At 71.1% G+C, this 18,154-nt stretch carries 1 protein-coding gene; it reads right to left on the bottom strand.

Annotated features, from left to right (window positions below):
* Positions 1-34: 34 nt before the first annotated feature.
* The gene (locus tag O7631_RS19230) at positions 35-18,124 is read right to left on the bottom strand and encodes a type I polyketide synthase (RefSeq protein ID WP_278145477.1); all 18,090 of its coding nucleotides are present in this window, start codon (positions 18,122-18,124) and stop codon (positions 35-37) included.
* Between the last annotated feature and the right edge of the window lie 30 nt (positions 18,125-18,154).

The raw sequence follows: 18,154 nt of genomic DNA, 5'->3' as shown, positions 1-18,154 counted from the left end.
CTTGCTCGGGCCGGCGGGGGAAGGGGGTCCGGCGTTACAGACCGAGGTCGTTGTCGACCAGGTCAAACAACTCGTCGTCGGAGGCGTCGGCGAGGGCGTCCGGGACGCCGTCGGTGTCGGCCCCGCCGGTGTTCAGCTTCGCCAGCAGGCTCTGCAGGCGCAGGACGATGCGGGCTCGTCCGCTGTCGTCGACGTCGCGGCTGGTCAGCGCCAGTTCGAGCCGGTCGAGTTCGGCAGCGGTGGGCAGGACCGTCCCGGTGTCGGGCAGGAGCTCGTTCTTGAGGTACCGCGCGAGCACTGTCGCGGTGGGCCGATCGAAGACCAGCGTGGCGGGCAGTTTGAGGCCGGTCTCCCGGCTCAGGTGGTTGCGGACCTCGACAGCGGCGAGGGAGTCGAAGCCGAGTTCCCGGAACGCCCGCGTCGGCGGGATGCTGTCGACCGAGGAGTGGCCGAGCACCGTCGCCGCGGCGGTGCGTACCAGGTCGAGCAGGTGCTTTTCCCGGTCCTGCTCCGGCAGTGCGATGAGCTGGTCGCGTAGCGCGGCCACCGTGTCGGTGCCGCTCGCCGGGCCGTCGGCCTCCGCGCCCGCCAGCGCGTCGCGGGCCTCCGGCAGGTCGGCGAGCAGCCCGCTGCGGCGGGCCATGGTGTACGCCGGGGTGAACTTCGCCCAGTCGACGTCGGCGACAGTGGTGGTGGCGTCGGTTCCGGCGACCGCCCGGGCGAGGGCCGCGATGGCCGCCTCCGGGTCGAGTGGCAGCAGACCGCGTCGGCGAAGGCGTTCCTCGACGGCGGGATCGTCCGCCATGCCCGCCCCGGACCAGGGGCCCCAGGAGACGGCGGTGGCGGGGAGCCCGGTGGCGCGCCGGTGCTCGGCGAGGGCGTCCAGGTAGGCGTTGGCGGCCGCGTAACCGCTCTGCCCGCCGCTGCCCCAAATCCCGGCGATCGAGGAGAACAGCACGAACGCGTCCAGTTCGTGGCCGGCGAGCAGGTCGTCGAGGTGGGCTGCGCCGTCCACCTTGGCGCGGGTGACCGCCGCAAACTCTTCGGCGGTGCAGTCGTCGAGCGGGGTGGGGTGGTCGACCCCGGCCGCGTGCACGACGGCCCGCAGCGGTGTGGGGCCGGCGTGTACGTCGAGGAGCAGGTCGGCGACCGCGGACCGGTCGGTGACGTCGACCGGCGCGATGGTCACCCGGGCGCCGAGGCTCTGCAGTTCGGCGGAGAGCTCCGCGGCACCGGGCGCGGCTGTTCCGCGCCGGCTGGTCAGGACCAGGTGTTCCGCGCCGGACCGGGCGGCCCAGCGGGCGACGTGTGCTCCGAGACCACCCGTACCGCCGGTGATCAGGACGGTGCCGGCGGGCCGCCAGGAGGAGCCGTCGGTGTCGGTGGCGACGCGGACGAGGCGACGCCCGTGCGGACCGTTACGCCGGATCGCTACCTGGTCCTCGTTGCCGGCGGCGAGCACGGAGGCCAGGTCACCGGCGGTTCGCTCGTCGATCTGCTCGGGCAGGTCGACGAGCCCACCCCAGCGTCGGGGGTGGTCGAGTGCGACGGCCCGCCCGAAGCCCCAGACGGTCGCCTGGGACGGTCGGCGCAGCGGGTCGTCCCGGTCGACGGTGACGGCGCCTCGGGTGAGGCACCAGAGCGGTGCGCCGGTGCCGCCGCTGTCGCCGAGCGCCTGCAGCAGGCGCAGCGTCGACAGCGCGGGGTCACCTCCGTCGCTGTCGTGCAGGGCCTGGAGGGAGACGACACCGGCCAGGTCGGGGGTCTCCGAGACGATCTGCCAGAGCTGGTCGGTGAGCACGCCACGGTCGGTGGTGGTGTCGTCGACCGTCGTGGTGATGACCGTCGCGCCGTGCTCCTCCAGCGCGGTCTGGACCCATCGGGTGTCGTCGGTGGGCGACACCAGCAGCCAGGTGCCGCTGAGGGCCGGCGCGGGGTCGGACGGGAACGGCTTCCAGGTGACCCGGTACCGCCAGTTGCCGACGGTGTCGTGCTGCTTGCTCCGGTGCCGCCAGGTGGAGAGGACCGGCAGTGCGGCGTCGAGCACCTCGCGGGCGGCGCTGTCGAGGTCGCCGGCGATCAGGTCGAGGTCGGCGCGTTCGACGGCGTCCCAGAAGCGGACGTCGGCGGGGTGCGGGCCGGGTGCGGCGGGCCGCGTCGTGTCGGGCCAGTACCGCTCGTGCTGGAAGGAGTAGGTGGGCAGGTCGACGCGTCGCGCGCCGGGGTAGCAGGGCGTCCAGTCGACGGCGACGCCGCGCACGTAGGCCTGCGCGAGGGCGGTCAGCAGCGTGGTCGGTTGGTCCCGGTCGGAGCGTTGCACTGGTACGAACACCGCGTCGGTGACGCAGTCCGCGCCCATGGCCGAGAGGACCCCGTCGGGGCCGATCTCGATGAACGTGCTGACGCCGAGGGCTTCCAGGGTGGTGATGCCGTCGGCGAACCGGACCGCCTCGCGGACGTGCCGCACCCAGTAAGCGGCATCCTGGGTCTCGGCGACCTGCCCGGTCAGGTTGGACACGATCGGGATGCGCGGCGACTCGTAGGTCAGGGATGCCGCGACCGACGCGAACTCGGCCAGCATCGGCTCCATCAACACCGAGTGGAACGCGTGACTGACCCGCAACTGCTTCGACTTCTCGAAGTGCGCTGCCACCGCCGTCACCTCGTCGGCAGCACCGGACAGCACCACCGACCGGGGGCCGTTGATCGCGGCGACGGACACGCGGTCGGTCAGCAGCGGCACCACCTCGGCCTCGGTGGCCCGTACCGCGACCATCACCCCACCGGCCGGGAGGGCCTGCATGAGGCGGCCTCGGGCGGTGACCAGTCTGGCCGCGTCCGGAAGGGACAGCACCCCGGCGACGTGCGCGGCGGCGATCTCACCGATGGAGTGCCCCACCAGGTAGTCCGGCACGACACCGAACGACTCGACAAGCCGGAACAACGCGACCTCGACGGCGAACAACGCCGACTGCGTGTACACCGTCTGGTCCAGATCGTCGCCCTCGGCGATCACCTCCCGGACCGGCCGGTCCAGGTGAAGGTCCAACTCGGCGCAGACCGCGTCGAACGCCTCCGCGTACACCGGGAACGTCTCGGCCAGGGCCAGGCCCATGCCCGGGCGTTGCGAACCCTGGCCGGAGAAGACGAACGCGAGCGTGCCGTCGGAGGTCTCGCCGGTCACCAGACCGGCCGCCGCCTGACCGGCGGCTGCCGCCGCCAGGGCGTCGGCGTGCTGGGGGCTGAGCACCACGAGGCGTTCGGTCAGCGCGGCACGGGTGGTGACAAGCGAGTGCCCGACGTCGACAGGGTCCGGGGCGTTCTCGCCGGAGGCCCAGATCAACAGGCGGGCGGCCTGGTCGCGCAGCGCGGCGGGGCCACGCGCGGAGAGCGTCCAGGGCACGATGCCGGTCTGCGGTCGGCGGGGGGCCGGCTCGTCGCCGTCGGCTACGGCCGGCGGCTCCTCGATGATCACGTGGGCGTTGGTGCCGGACATGCCGAACGAGGAGATCGCGGCCCGGCGCGGGCGGTCGCCGGCCGGCCACGGCCGGGGTTCGGTGAGAAGTTCGACGGCGCCGGCGGACCAGTCCACGTGCGGGGTCGGCTCGTCGACGTGCAGGGTCCGGGGCAGGGTCTCGTGGCGCATGGCCTCGACCATCTTGATGATCCCGGCGACACCGGCGGCGGCCTGCGAGTGGCCGATGTTCGACTTGATCGACCCCAGCCAGAGCGGCCGGTCGGCGGGGCGGTCCTGACCGTAGGTGGCCAGCAGCGCCTGCGCCTCGATCGGGTCGCCCAGCTTGGTGCCGGTGCCGTGCGCCTCGACGGTGTCGACGTCGGCGGTCGTGAGATTGGCGGCCGCGAGCGCCGCCCGGATCACCCGCTGTTGGGCGGGCCCGTTCGGCGCGGTCAGGCCGTTGGAGGCGCCGTCCTGGTTGATGGCACTGCCGCGGACCAGGGCGAGGACCTGGTGACCGTTGCGTCGGGCGTCGGAGAGCCGCTCCACCAGCAGGACGCCGACGCCCTCGGCCCAGCCGGTGCCGTCGGCGGCGGCGGCGAACGACTTGCACCGGCCGTCGGCGGCCAGGCCACGCTGGCGGGAGAACTCGGTGAACGTGCCGGGCGTGGCCATCACGATCGCCCCACCGGCCAGGGCGAGGTCGCACTCGCCGGACCGCAGTGCCTGGGCGGCGAGGTGCAGTGCGACCAGTGACGAGGAGCAGGCGGTGTCCACCGATACGGACGGCCCTTCCAGACCCAGCGCGTAGGACACCCGACCGGAGATGACGCTGGCGGCGTTGCCGGTGGCCAGGTAGCCCTCCACCGCGTCCGGCGCCGCCATCAGCAGCGTCGGGTAGTCGTGGCTGTTGGTGCCGGTGAAGACACCGGTGTGGGTGCCGCGCAGTGCGGTCGGGTCGATGCCGGCGCGTTCCACCGCCTCCCAGGAGGTCTCCAGCAGCAGGCGTTGCTGCGGGTCCATGGCGAGCGCTTCGCGGGGCGAGATGCCGAAGAACCGGGCGTCGAAATCGGCGACGCCGTCGAGGAAACCGCCGGCTGCGGCGTACGAGGTGCCGCGCGCGTCGGGGTCGGCGTCGTAGAGGGCGTCGAGGTCCCAGCCACGGTCGTCGGGCAGGGCCGAAACGGCGTCGGTGCCGGTCTCGACCAGTCGCCACAGGTCCTCCGGCGAGCTGACCCCGCCGGGGTAGCGGCAGGCCATGCCGACGATGGCGATCGGCTCGGACGTCGTGGTCGTCGTCCGGGTCTGCGGGGTGGGGCTGTCGTCGGCGCCGAGCAGTGCGTGCAGGTGACCGGCGAGGGTGGCGGCGCTCGGGTAGTCGAAGACGATGCTGGAGGGCAGTTGCAGGCCGGTGGTGGTGACCAGTCGGTTGCGGAGTTCGACAGCGGTCAGGGAGTCGAAGCCGAGTTCGCGGAAGGGCCGGTCGACGCCGATGTCGGCGACGCTGCCCAACCCGAGCACCGCCACCGCCTCGGTGCGCACCACGTCCACCAGTCGCCTCGACCGCTCGGTGGCGCTCAACCCGTCCAGGAAGGTGCTCGGCGCGCTCGTCTGCTCCACCGGGGCGTACACCTCGTCCAACAACGGACGCGACCTCGCCGACGTGAACGACGCACCAAACCGGTCCCAGTCCACATCCGCGACGGTGACCGCCCGCTCCCCCGACTCCGCCACCTGAGCGAACGCCGCCATCGCCACCTGCGCCGACATCGGAGGCAACCCACGACGCCGCAACGGCCCGTCATCGCCCGCCGCCGTCACCATGCCACCGCCGGCCCACGGACCCCACGACAGCGCCGTACCGACCACACCCCGAGCCCGCCGGGCCGCGATCATCCCGTCCAGGAACGCGTTCGCCGCCGCGTACGCACCCTGACCACCACTGCCCCAGATCCCGGAGATCGACGAGAACACCACGAACGCATCGAGGTCGTCGTCAAGCAGTTCATCCAGGTGCACCGCGCCGGCGGTCTTGCCGGACACCACCTCGTCCCAGATCTCCGGAGTGATTTCGGTCAACACCGACGTCCGCTCCACACCGGCGGCGTGCACGACGGCTCGTACCGGGGCGTCCAGGCTCTGCACCAGTGCGTTGACCGCGTCCCGGTCCGCCATGTCGCAGGCGACGACCGTCGCCCGGGCGCCGGCTGCCTCGACGGCGGCAACGATGTCGGCGGCACCCTCGGCCTGTGGGCCGCGCCGTGACACCAGCACCAGGTGCTCGGCACCACGCTCGGCCGCCCACACCGCGACGCGGCCACCCAACGAACCCGTACCACCGGTCACCAACACCGTCCCCGACGGCGACCAACCCGGCTGCTCACCAGCCACCACCGCCGAACGGGTCAACCGCCGCACGTACACACCCGAGGACCGCACCGCGACCTGATCCTCAGCACCGAACCCACCGGCCAACACCCGCACCAACCGGGCACCGACGCGCGCGTCCCACACGGACGGAACGTCGACCAGGCCACCCCACAGGTGCAGCATCTCCAGGCCGACCACCCGGCCCAGTCCCCACACCGCCGACACCGCCGGCGACACCACATCCGCACGCCCCACCGACACCCCACCGGCCGTCACCACCCACAGCGGAGCGGTCACGTCGGCCCGGACGAGTTCCTGCACCAGGGCGAGGGTGGCGTGGGCGGGGTCGGTGAGCTCGGGGTCGAGGGCGAGGAGCGAGACGACACCGCTCAGGTCTGCCGGCAGGTCGGCGAGGACGGCGGCGAGGACTGCCCGGTCGGCGGTCGGGGCCAGTTCGACGCGGATGAGGTCGGCTCCGGCGTCGGCCAGTGTGGTGGCGATGCCGGTGTCGACGCCGGTGGGGCCGACGACCAGCCAGGGGCCGGTCAGCTCGGCCACGGCGTCTCCGGTCGCCGAGCGCCACTCGACGCGGTAGCGCCGGTCGTCGACAAGCTGGGCGTCCTGGCGCTTGCGATGCCATTGGGCCAGCGCGGGGAGCAGGTCGCTGGCGTTGTCCGGGGCGATGCCGAGGCGGTCCAGGTCGCCGTCCTCGATGGCGGCCCAGAAGTCGGCGTCGGGCACTGTGGTGCTGGTTGCGCCGCCGTCGACCCCGGCGAAGACGTCGGCCAGGGTGGCGCTCGGCCAGTAGTCACGGTGCCGGAAGGCGTAGGTGGGCAGGTCGACGAGGCTTCCACCGGGGTAGCACTGCGTCCAGTCCACCGGCACGCCGCGGACGAAGGCTCGGGCGAGGCCGGTGAGGAAGGTCGTCACCTGGTCGGGGGTTGCGCGTTGCAGGGGTACGAGCGCCGCCCCGGTCACGCAGTCCGCGCCCATGGCGGAGAGGACTCCGTCGGGGCCGATCTCCACGAAGGTGCTGACGCCGAGGCCTTTCAGTGTGGTGATGCCGTCGGCGAAGCGGACCGCCTCACGGACGTGCCGCACCCAGTAGTCGGCGTCCTGCGCCTCGGCGACCTGCCCGGTCACGTTCGACACGATCGGGATGCGCGGCGGGTGGTAGCTCAGCCCGCCGGCCACTCGGGAGAACGCGTCGAGCATCGGTTCCATCAGCGACGAGTGGAAAGCGTGGCTGACCCGCAGTCGCTTGGACTTCTCGAAGTGGGCGGCGACGGCTGCCACCGCGTCGCCGGCGCCGGACAGCACGACCGAGTGCGGCCCGTTGATCGCGGCGATGTCCACGCCCTCGGTCAGCAGTGGCCGTACCTCGGCTTCGGTGGCCCGTACGGCGACCATGACGCCGCCGGCGGGCAGTTCCTGCATCAGGCGGCCCCGGGCCGCGACCAGCGTTGCCGCGTCGGCCAGGGACATGACCCCGGCGATGTGCGCGGCGGCGATCTCGCCGATCGAGTGCCCGACCAGGTAGTCCGGGGTGACGCCGAACGACTCGACCAGGCGGTGGAGCGCGACCTCGTAGGCGAACAGCGCCGTCTGGGTGTAGAGGGTCTGGTCGAGGTCGGTGTTGTCGGTGATCACGTCACGCAGCGGGCGGTCCAGGTGGACGTCGAGTTCGGCGCAGGCCGCGTCGAACGCGTCGGCGAAGACCGGATAGGTCTCGGCCAGTTCCAGGCCCATGCCCGGGCGCTGTGATCCCTGGCCGGAGAAGACGAACGCGAGCTTGCCGTCGGAGACCTCACCGACGACCAGACCGGCCGAGGCGGTCCCGGCGGCGAGCGCGTCGAGGGCGTCACGGTGGTCGGCGCCGATCGACACGGCCCGGTACGGCAGGGCAGCGCGGTGCGCGGCGAGGGTGTGACCGACGTCGATCGTGGCGGTGGGGTGTTGGTCGAGGTGGTGGGTGAGTCGGGTGGCCTGTGCGCGTAGGGCGTCGTCGCTGCGCGCGGAGATGAGCCACGGCGTGATGGGGTGCGGCGCACCGACCGGCTGGTCGGTCGCGGCGTCGCTGGTGGGTGGTTCTTCGAGGATGAGGTGGGCGTTGGTGCCGGAGAATCCGAACGACGACACCCCGGCCCGGCGGACCCGGCCGGTCTGCGGCTGCCAGGGGCGGGGTTCGGTCAGCAGCTGCACCGCACCGGTGGTCCAGTCGACCTGCGGGGTGGGTTCGTCCACGTGCATCGTCGCCGGGAGCACCCCGTGCTTGAGCGCTTGGACCATCTTGATCACACCGGCGACGCCGGCGGCGGCCTGGGTGTGCCCGATGTTCGACTTCACCGACCCCAACCACAACGGCTCACCACCGTCACGGTCCTGCCCATAGGTGGCCAACAACGCCTGCGCCTCGATCGGATCACCCAACTTGGTGCCCGTGCCATGCGCCTCAACGACGTCCACATCACTCGCGGCCAATCCGGCGCTGCCCAACGCCGCGCGGATCACCCGCTGCTGCGACGGACCATTCGGCGCGGTCAGACCATTCGACGCACCATCCTGATTGACCGCACTACCCCGCACCACCGCCAACACCCGATGCCCATTGGCCACCGCATCCGACAGACGCTCCACCACCAGAACACCGACGCCCTCACCCCACGCCGTGCCATCCGCCCCCGCAGCGAAAGCCTTACACCTGCCATCACCGGCCAACCCCCGCTGCCGCGAAAACTCAATGAACGTCCCCGGCGTCGACATCACCGTCACACCAGACGCCAACGCCAAACCACACTCACCTGAGCGCAACGCCTGCACCGCCAAATGCAACGCCACCAACGACGACGAACACGCCGTATCCACAGTGACCGCAGGCCCCTCCACACCCAACACATACGAAACCCGACCCGACAACACACTCGCCGCGTTACCAGTCCCCAAGAAACCATCAGCCTCCCGCGGCACCGCCAACAACAACGTCGAATAATCCTGACCATTCGTCCCCGTGAAAACACCAACCGGAGAACCCCGCAACCCCAGCGGATCAACCCCCGCCGACTCCAACGCCTCCCACGACACCTCCAACAACAACCGCTGCTGCGGATCCATCGCCAACGCCTCCCGAGGCGACACCCCGAAAAACGACGCATCAAAACCCGCAACACCCCTCAAAAACCCACCAGCAGACACATACGACGTCCCAAACGACTCCCCATCACCGGCCAAACCCGCCAAATCCCAACCCCGATCCGACGGAAACTCCACCACCCCATCCCCACCCGACACCACAAAATCCCACAACTCATCCGGCGACCCCACACCACCAGGAAAACGACACGCCATACCCACAATCGCCACCGGCTCATCCACCACAACCGACGACGACACCACCTCCGAAACACCAGAAACCCCACCCAACAACGAACCCAGAAAACCCGCCAACACACCCGCCGACGGATAATCGAAGACGATGCTGGAGGGCAGTTGCAGGCCGGTCGTGGTGACCAGTCGGTTGCGTAGTTCGACTGCGGTCAGCGAGTCGAAGCCGAGTTCGCGGAAGGGGCGGTCGACGCCGATGTCGGCGACGCTGCCCAACCCGAGCACCGCCACCGCCTCGGTGCGCACCACGTCCACCAGACGCTTCGCGCGTTCGGTGGCGCTGAGCCCGTCCAGGAAGGTGCTCGGCGCGCTCGTCTGCTCCACCGGGGCGTACACCTCGTCCAACAACGGACGCGACCTCGCCGACGTGAACGACGCACCAAACCGGTCCCAGTCCACATCCGCGACGGTGACCGCCCGCTCCCCCGACTCCACCACCTGAGCGAACGCCGCCATCGCCACCTGCGCCGACATCGGCGGCAACCCCCGACGACGCAACTGTGCGTCATCACCAGCGGCAGCGACCATCCCACCGTCAGCCCACGGACCCCACGACACCGCCGTACCCACCACACCCCGAGCCCGCCGGGCCGCGATCAACCCGTCCAGGAACGCGTTCGCCGCCGCGTACGCACCCTGCCCACCACTGCCCCACACCCCGGAGATCGACGAGAACACCACGAACGCATCCAGGTCATCGCCCAGCAGTTCATCCAGGTGCACCGCGCCGGCGGTCTTGCCGTTGAACACCTCGTCCCACGTGTCGGGGGTGGTTTCGGTCAGCAGAGCGGAGCGCTCGACACCGGCGGCGTGCACCACGCCCCGGACCGGAGCGTCGAGTCCGTCGAGCAGGGCTCGCACCGCATCCCGGTCGCCCATGTCGCAGGCCGCGACGGTCACCCGGGCGCCGGCTGCCTCGACCGCAGCGACCACGTCGGCAGCTCCGGCGGCCTGCGGGCCGCGCCGAGACACCAGCACCAGGTGCTCGGCACCACGCTCGGCCGCCCACACCGCGACGCGGCCACCCAACGAACCCGTACCACCGGTCACCAACACCGTCCCCGACGGCGACCAACCCGGCTGCTCCCCAGCCACCACCGCCGAACGGGTCAACCGCCGCACGTACACACCCGAGGACCGCACCGCGACCTGATCCTCAGCACCGAACCCACCGGCCAACACCCGCACCAACCGCGCACCGACCCGCGCGTCCCACACGGACGGAACATCGACCAGACCACCCCACAGATGCGGCATCTCCAGGCCCACCACCCGACCCAGACCCCACACCGCCGACACCGCCGGCGACACCACATCCGCACGCCCCACCGACACCCCACCGGCCGTCACCACCCACAGCGGAGCGGTCACGTCCGCACCGGCGAACTGCTGGACCAGGGCGAGCAGGTCGGCTCCGTAGTCGGCCACGGCGACGATGCCCGCGATCGGTGCGGAGAGGTCGGTCAGGTCGGTCGCGTCGTGGGCGTGGAGCACGTCGGCGCCGGCCTCGGCGAGTGTGCTCGCGAGGAAACCGGCGAGGTTCTCGTCGGTGGGGTCGGCACCGACGATCAGCCAGCGGCCGTCGAGGGTGTCGGAGGCGGCACCGGTGACCGGACGCCAGGTGATCCGGTAGCGCCAGCCGTCGACGACGTCGGCGTCCTGACGCTTGCGACGCCATTCGGCCAGCGCCGGCAGCAGGTCACCGGTGCTGTCCGCGGTGATGCCCAGTCGCGCCAGGTCGCCGTCCTCGACGGCGGCCCAGAACTCGGCGTCGGCCGGCTCGCCAGCGGTGACCGGCTCCGGAACGCTCGGCCAGTAACGCTCGTGCTGGAAGGCGTAGGTCGGCAGGTCGATCAACCGCCCGCCGCTCAGGCACTGCGTCCAGTCGACAGCGACGCCGCGCACGTAGGCCTGCGCGAGGGCGGTCAGCAGCGTGGTCGGCTGGTCCCGGTCAGAGCGTTGCACTGGTACGAACACCGCGTCGCTGACGCAGTCCGCCCCCATCGCGGACAAAACACCGTCGGGGCCGATCTCGATGAACGTGCTGACACCGAGGGCTTCCAGTGTGGTGATGCCGTCAGCGAAGCGGACCGCCTCGCGGACGTGCCGCACCCAGTAGCCGGCGTCCTGCGCCTCGGCGACCTGCCCGGTCACGTTCGACACGATCGGAATGCGCGGCGTCTCGTAGGTCAGCGTTGCCGCTACCGACGCGAATTCGGCCAGCATCGGCTCCATCAACACCGAGTGGAACGCGTGGCTGACCCGCAGCCGCTTCGACTTTCCGAAGTTCGCCGCGACAGCCGCCACCTCGTCGGCCACTCCGGAGAGCACGACCGACCGAGGCCCGTTGATCGCCGCGATGCTCACGCCGCCGGTGAGCAACGGCAGCACCTCGGCCTCGGTGGCCCGCACGGCGACCATGACCCCACCGGCCGGGAGTGCCTGCATCAGGCGACCCCGGGCGGTGACCAGCGTCGCCGCATCGGACAGGGACAGGACCCCGGCGACGTGCGCGGCGGCGATCTCACCGATCGAGTGCCCGACCAGGTAGTTCGGTCTGACCCCGAACGACTCGACCAGGCGGAACAACGCCACCTCGACGGCGAACAACGCGGCCTGCGTGTAGAGCGTCTGGTCCAGGGCTTTCGCGTCGTCCGCAATCACGTCCCGGATCGGCCGGTCGAGATGACGGTCCAGCTCGGCGCAGACCGCGTCGAACGCCTCCGCGTACACCGGGAACGTGGCGTAGAGGTCCAGGCCCATGCCGGGCCGTTGCGAGCCCTGGCCGGAGAAGACGAAAGCGGTACGCCCACCCTGCGCGGTGCCGGTGACCAGTCCGGGACCGGTCGTCCCGGCTGCGAGGGCAGTCAGCGCGGCCTGCCGATCCGTACCGAGGACGACGGCCCGGTGGGCGAGGGTGGCGCGAGCGGCCAACGAACGCCCGACGTCTGCCGGGTCGGTGTCGGGCCGCTCGTCGAGGTGGTGGGTGAGTCGGGCGGCCTGTGCGCGCAGGGCCTCGTCGCTGCGCGCGGAGATCAACCACGGCACCACCGAAGGTGCGCCGGCCAGTTGCTCGGGTTCGACGACCGGGGGCTCTTCCAGGATCAGGTGGGCGTTGGTGCCGGAGAATCCGAACGACGACACCCCAGCACGCCGGACCCGGCCGGTCTGCGGCTGCCAGGGGCGGGGTTCGGTCAGCAGCTGCACCGCACCGGTGGTCCAGTCGACCTGCGGGGTGGGTTCGTCCACGTGCATCGTCGCCGGGAGCACGCCGTGCTTGAGCGCTTGGACCATCTTGATCACACCGGCGACGCCGGCGGCGGCCTGGGTGTGCCCGATGTTCGACTTCACCGACCCCAACCACAACGGCTCACCACCGTCACGGTCCTGCCCATAGGTGGCCAACAACGCCTGCGCCTCGATCGGATCACCCAACTTGGTGCCCGTGCCATGCGCCTCAACGACGTCCACATCACTCGCGGCCAATCCGGCGCTGCCCAACGCCGCGCGGATCACCCGCTGCTGCGACGGACCATTCGGCGCGGTCAGACCATTCGACGCACCATCCTGATTGACCGCACTACCCCGCACCACCGCCAACACCCGATGCCCATTGGCCACCGCATCCGACAGACGCTCCACCACCAGAACACCGACGCCCTCACCCCACGCCGTGCCATCCGCCCCCGCAGCGAAAGCCTTACACCTGCCATCACCGGCCAACCCCCGCTGCCGGGAAAACTCAATGAACGTCCCCGGCGTCGACATCACCGTCACACCAGACGCCAACGCCAAACCACACTCACCTGAGCGCAACGCCTGCACCGCCAAATGCAACGCCACCAACGACGACGAACACGCCGTATCCACAGTGACCGCAGGCCCCTCCACACCCAACACATACGAAACCCGACCCGACAACACACTCGCCGCGTTACCAGTCCCCAAGAAACCATCAGCCTCCCGCGGCACCGCCAACAACAACGTCGAATAATCCTGACCATTCGTCCCCGTGAAAACACCAACCGGAGAACCCCGCAACCCCAGCGGATCAACCCCCGCCGACTCCAACGCCTCCCACGACACCTCCAACAACAACCGCTGCTGCGGATCCATCGCCAACGCCTCCCGAGGCGACACCCCGAAAAACGACGCATCAAAACCCGCAACACCCCTCAAAAACCCACCAGCAGACACATACGACGTCCCAAACGACTCCCCATCACCGGCCAAACCCGCCAAATCCCAACCCCGATCCGACGGAAACTCCACCACCCCATCCCCACCCGACACCACAAAATCCCACAACTCATCCGGCGACCCCACACCACCAGGAAAACGACACGCCATACCCACAATCGCCACCGGCTCATCCACCAGATGACTCGAAGATGGCGCTGCCGCCGGCACACTTTCCAATCCACCCAACAACGAACCCAGAAAACCCGCCAACACACCCGCCGACGGATAATCAAAAACAACACTCGACGGCAGTTGCAGACCCGTCACCACATTCAACCGATTACGCAACTCCACAGCCGTCAACGAGTCGAAGCCGAGTTCCTTGAACGGTTGGTCGGCGTCGATCAGACCGGCGCCGGTGTGCCCGAGGACGGCGGCCGCACTGGTGACCACCAGGTCGAGCAGTTCGCGGGAGCGCTCCTCGGCGCTCATCGCGGCGTACCGGCCGGCGGCTGGCGCGGCCGGCGTGGAGTCGGTGGCCTGGAGGCGAATGTGGTCGGGCAGCGCGCTGACCAGCGGACGGACGCGGGCGGACGCGTACATCGGAAGGAAGCGGTCCCAGTCGACGTCGGCGATGGTCACGCTGGTCTCGTCGCGGTCGAGGACCGACTGGAGGCCGGAGAGGGCGAGTTCCGGGTCGACGGTGAGCAGGCCACGCTTGCGCAGCTGCTCGGTGATCTCCGGGTCGTCGGCCATGCCCGCACCGGCCCAGACGCCCCAGGCGATCGAGGTGGCCGCGCGACCACGGGCGCGACGCCACTCGGCGAACGCGTCGAGGAAGGCGTTGCCGGCCGAGTACGCGGCCTGCCCGCCGCTGCCCCAGACACCGGAGATGGAGGAGAACAGGACGAAGGTGCGGGGCTCGTCGCCGAGCGCGGCGTCGAGGTTGATCGCGCCGGCGACCTTGGCGGCCAGGACGGCGTCGAGGTCGGCGGCGGTGGCGGTGTCCAGGTCGGTGTGGTGGTCGACGCCGGCGGCGTGCACGACGGTGTCGATCCGCTCGCCGGCTTCCCGTAGGTGCTGGACGAGTCGGTTCACCTCGTCCGGGTCGGCGACGTCGCAGGCGCTGACCGTCACCCGGGCCCCGTGGCGTCGCACCTCGGCGGCCACCACGTCGGCGTCGGGCGCGTGGAGACCGCGGCGGCTGACCAGGACGACGTGTTCGGCGCCGCGGACGGCGACCCAGCTCGCCACCCTGGCGCCGAGGCCACCGGTTCCGCCGGTGATCAGCACGGTGCCGCGCGGCAGCCACGCGTCGCGGGGTGCGGCCTCGGTGTGTGGTTGACGCAGCAGCCGGCGTACGTAGGTGCCGGATCCGCGTACCGCGATCTCGTCCTCGCCGCTGCCGTGCAGCGCGGCGACCACCCGGTCGGCGGCGCGCTGGTCCAGCTTCTCCGGCAGGTCGACGAGGCCACCCCAGAGGTGGGGGCGTTCCAGGCCGAGGACCCGGCCGAGGCCCCAGGCGAGGGCCTGGCGGGGCGCGTCGAGGCGGTCCGCGCGGCCGGTGGCGACGGCGCCCCGGGTGGCGGCCCACAGTGGTGCTTCGAGGCCCGCGTCGGCGCAGGCCTGCGCGACGGTCAGGAGGGTGGCCGCCGGGTCGAGCGCGGGGTCCAGGGCGAGTAGCGACAGGATGCCGTCGGTGGGGCCGGCGGCGCGCAGTCGGTCGGCGATAGCGGTGCGCTCGGGGGTCACGGTGAGCACTGTGGCGTCGCCGAGTGCGGACAGGAGCGCCGTGGTGCCGTCGACGTCCGCGCTGGTCAGCACGGTCCATCGGCCGGTCGCCGGGGTGTGGGTTGTGCCGGTCGACGGCTCCCAGCCGATCCGGTAGCGCAGGGTGTCGAGCACCGCGTGGGTGTGCCGGCGTCGCCGCCACGCGGAGAACGCCGGCAACAGGGTTTCGAGGGTTTCGCGGTCCTCGTCCGAGCCGAGGCCGAGGGTTTCGGCGAGGAACGCGGTGTCCTGGCGCTCGATCGCCGACCAGAAGTGCCCGTCGGCCGGGTCGCCGGCCGTCTCGACCCGCTCCGTGGGCGGCGAGGTGAGCCAGTACTGCTGCCGTTGGAAGGCGTAGGTGGGTAGGTCGACGAGACGCCCGCCGCTCAGGCAGGGCGTCCAGTCCACGGCGACGCCACGCACGAAGGCCTGCGCGAGAGCGGCAAGCAGCGTGGTCGGTTGGTCGCGGTCAGAGCGTTGCACTGGTACGAACACCGCGTCGCCGACGCAGTCCGCGCCCATCGCGGAGAGGACGCCGTCGGGGCCGATCTCCACGAACGTGCTGACACCGAGGCCTTCCAGTGCGGTGATGCCATCGGCGAAGCGCACCGCCTCACGGACGTGCCGCACCCAGTAGCCGGCGTCCTGCGCCTCGGCGACCTGCCCGGTCAGGTTGGACACGATCGGGATGCGCGGCGCCTCGTAGGTGAGGGTTGCGGCGACCGACGCGAACTCGGCCAGCATCGGCTCCATCAACACCGAGTGGAACGCGTGACTGACCCGCAACTGCTTCGACTTGAAACTCGCAGCCACGGCCGCCACCTCGTCAGCGGCACCAGACAGCACCACCGAGCGGGGGCCGTTGATCGCCGCGACGGACACCCCGTCGGTCAACAGCGGCAGCACCTCGGCCTCGGTTGCCCGCACCGCGACCATCACGCCCCCGGCCGGCAACGCCTGCATCAACCGGCCCCGCGCGGTGACCAGCGTCGCCGCATCAGCCAGGGACAACACCCCCGCCACGTGCGCGGCGGCGATCTCCCCGATGGAGTGCCCCACCAGGAAGTCCGGTGTGACACCGAACGACTCGACCAGACGGAACAACGCGACCTCGACGGCGAACAACGCCGACTGCGTGTACACCGTCTGATCCAGATCGTCGCCCTCGGCGATCACCTCCCGGACCGGCCGGTCCAGGTGAAGGTCCAACTCGACGCAGACCGCGTCGAACGCCTCCGCGTACACCGGGAAGGCCTCGGCCAGAGCCAGGCCCATGCCCTGCCGCTGCGAACCCTGACCGGAGAACACGAACGCCGTCTTGCCGCGCACCACCGAACCGGTGACCGGGCCGGGCTCACCGGCGGCGACCGCCGCCAGCTCGTCACGCCCGAAGACGACCGCCCGATGCGCGTGCGTCGACCGCGACGACACCAGCGAGAAGCCGACGTCCACCGGGTCGGCGTCCACCGGAATCAGCCGGGCGGCCTGCCCGCGTAACGCCTCCGGTGACCGGGCGGAGAGCACCCACGGCACCGGGGCGGACGCCACTGTCTCGCTCTGGGGTGGCTCCTCGGCGGTCGGTGGTTCCTCGATGATGACGTGCGCGTTCGTGCCGGAGACCCCGAACGACGACACGCCGGCGCGGCGCGGCCGGTCCTCGGCGTCCGGCCACGGCCGGGCCTCGGTGAGCAGTTCCACGGCGCCCGCCGACCAGTCCACCTGCGGCGTCGGCTCGTCCACGTGCAGCGTTCGCGGCATGGTGCCGTGCCGCATCGCCATCAGCATCTTGATGATCCCGGCGACCCCGGCGGCGGCCTGGGTGTGCCCGATGTTCGACTTGATCGACCCGAGCCACAGCGGCTGGTCGGCGGACCGGTCCTGCCCGTAGGTGGCCAGCAGCGCCTGCGCCTCGATCGGGTCGCCCAGGGTGGTGCCGGTGCCGTGGGCCTCGACGAGGTCGACGTGCTCGGCGGGAACCCGGGCGTTGGCCAGGGCGCTGCGGATGACCCGTTGCTGGGCCGGGCCGTTCGGGGCGGTGAGGGCGCTGCTGGCACCGTCCTGGTTGACCGCGGTGCCGCGCACCACGCCGAGGACGCGGTGACCGTTGCGGACCGCGTCGGAGAGCCGTTCCAGGAGCAGCATGCCGGCGCCCTCGGCCCAACCGGTGCCGTCGGCGGCGGCGGCGAACGACTTGCACCGCCCGTTGGTGGAGAGTCCCCGCTGCTTGCTGAAGTCGACGAAGACGACAGGGGTGGCCATCACGGCGACGCCGCCGGCCAGGGCGAGGGAGCACTCACCCTGACGGAGCGACTGGACGGCCAGGTGCAGGGCGACGAGCGACGACGAGCAGGCGGTGTCCACGGTGACCGCGGGCCCCTCCAACCCCAGGGTGTACGCGACCCGCCCGGAGGCGACGCTGCCGGAGTTGCCGGTGCCCAGGTAGCCGGCGACGTCGTCCGGGATGCTGGTCAGGTTGACCGCGTAGTCGTGGTACATGACACCGGCGAACACCCCGGTGCGGCTGCCCCGCAACCGGGTGGGGTCGATTCCGGCCCGTTCGAAGGTCTCCCAGGACGTCTCCAGCAGCAGGCGCTGCTGCGGGTCCATGGCGATCGCCTCGCGGGGTGAGATGCCGAAGAAGGCCGGGTCGAACTGGCCCGCCTCGTGCAGGAAGCCACCCTCGTGGGTGTACGACGTCCCGGGGTGGTCGGGGTCGGGGTGGTAGAGCGACTCCAGGTCCCAGCCACGGTCGACGGGGAACTCGGTGATGCCGTCCCGCTCGTCGGCGACCAGGCGCCACAGATCCTCGGGGGTCTCCACGCCGCCGGGGTAGCGGCAGGCCATGCCGATGATCGCGACCGGCTCACGGTCGCGCTCCTCCATCTCGCGCAACCGCTGACGGGTGTCGCGCAGGTCGCTGGTGGCGCGCTTGAGGTAATCCAGGAGCTTGGCTTCGTCGGCCATCAGAACGTCACTCCCCGTCGGTGTTCCATG

Origin of the sequence: Micromonospora sp. WMMD967, from assembly GCF_029626165.1 — a bacterium.
In the GTDB taxonomy this organism is placed as follows: Bacteria; Actinomycetota; Actinomycetes; order Mycobacteriales; family Micromonosporaceae; genus Micromonospora; species Micromonospora taraxaci.
The sequence above is the reverse complement of the archived record's forward strand: the minus strand, read 5'-3'. Positions and strand labels throughout refer to the sequence as shown.

Coding starts and splice junctions, on each gene's coding strand:
- O7631_RS19230 (WP_278145477.1), bottom strand. CDS start 18,124: ATGGCCGACGAAGCCAAGCTCCTGGATTACCTCAAGCGCGCCACCAGC.